This is a genomic window from Yersinia sp. IP36721 (assembly GCF_003634395.1).
Classification (GTDB): domain Bacteria; phylum Pseudomonadota; class Gammaproteobacteria; order Enterobacterales; family Enterobacteriaceae; genus Yersinia; species Yersinia entomophaga.
Genome location: NZ_QCZL01000063.1, coordinates 1 through 1,245 on the forward strand (window position 1 = coordinate 1; position 1,245 = coordinate 1,245).

The window sequence follows — 1,245 nt, forward strand, 5'->3', positions numbered from 1 at the left end:
GAAACGGCAAAGACAGGGATAAAATATCCCCGTCAGTGAAATCGCTTACTGGGCGCTGAATGGCCGCAGTCATTCGCAAGCCACACCATCAGCAAAATCAACACCAGCCCAAATAAGTGATTCGGGTATTCTGCCTAGAATTAACTCTTCCGCAGACTTACGGCTATCCGCTTTGCCACCACAACTACGGCGGGCAGTGACCGGGCTTTTAAAGAAGTCGTGATAAAGATCTCGTACCAGATGATTGTCATTGTTGGATGCAACAACATGGAAACCACGCGCCGACAAGCCACGCAGTTTATAGGCCAATAGATGATGCTGGTCATAACCAAATTTTTCACTGTGATAGGCCGTAAATTCATCTGCGTGAGAATCAGAGGACAAGTACGGCGGATCACAATAGATACCATCACCGGGCTGCACCATATCCAGCGTTTCCTCAAAACTGGCGCAGATAAAAGTGGCCAACTTTGCTTTAGCAGCAAACGCGCGGATTTCAGCTTCGGGAAAATACGGCTTTTTGTATTTCCCATAAGGGCTATTAAATTTGCCAGACTGGTTGTAACGACACAGCCCGTTATAACAATGGCGGTTCAGGTAAAAGAAAATAACCGCACGGAACAATGGGCAAGAGCGAATTGATGAATTAAACATCTGCCGAATTGCATAGTATTGTTCAGCGGTATTGGCCGTAGCAAATAACGATCTAGCCAGATGAATAAACCCATCCGGCATTTCTTTTAGTACCTGATACAGTTCTATGAGATCTGGATTTACATCAGCAATTAAATAAGCCGGGTAATCCGTGTTCATCATCACGGCACAAGAACCGGCGAACGGCTCGACCAACCGATCGGCAACAGGCAAATAAGGCTGCAATTTACCCATCATTCCGGCTTTACTGCCAGCCCATTTAAGAACAGTGCGGTTCAGTTCCATGCGGCACCGCCTTGACTGCTCAGAAATTCCGATTCTTGCCGCAATAGCTCAACTATTTCAGTTGCAGCCATTCCATTATTTGACGCTTCCGCAGCCAGACGATCTAACCTGGATGAACATTTATCCGCGACAAAGATCATTCCCTCATGGCGGGCATTATTGAGTAACTCGTTCAGGTTGGCGGTTGACGCCTCTTTTCTGTCATTACGTTTCATATGCATATTGCTTGCTCCGAATTTAGGTAATAAAAATCCCCGGCCACCGATGGGAGGCCGTTGGTATTTATGGTTTTGGATTAATTAATGA

The 1,245-nt window shown here is 46.2% G+C and carries 2 protein-coding genes; both read right to left on the reverse strand.

The features are described 5' to 3' along the window. Positions 1-69 precede the first annotated feature (69 nt). Positions 70-939 carry a Dam family site-specific DNA-(adenine-N6)-methyltransferase gene (locus tag DBA33_RS20200; protein WP_050877339.1) on the reverse strand — a complete coding sequence of 290 codons (870 nt, stop codon included), beginning with the start codon at positions 937-939 and terminating at the stop codon, positions 70-72. Next, positions 930-1,160 carry a DUF2732 family protein gene (locus DBA33_RS20205; RefSeq protein WP_050877338.1) on the reverse strand — a complete coding sequence of 77 codons (231 nt, stop codon included), beginning with the start codon at positions 1,158-1,160 and terminating at the stop codon, positions 930-932. The genes DBA33_RS20200 and DBA33_RS20205 overlap by 10 nt, the downstream gene beginning before the upstream one ends. Positions 1,161-1,245: the final 85 nt, after the last annotated feature.

Coding starts and splice junctions, on each gene's coding strand:
- DBA33_RS20205 (WP_050877338.1), bottom strand. CDS start 1,160: ATGCATATGAAACGTAATGACAGAAAAGAGGCGTCAACCGCCAACCTG.
- DBA33_RS20200 (WP_050877339.1), bottom strand. CDS start 939: ATGGAACTGAACCGCACTGTTCTTAAATGGGCTGGCAGTAAAGCCGGA.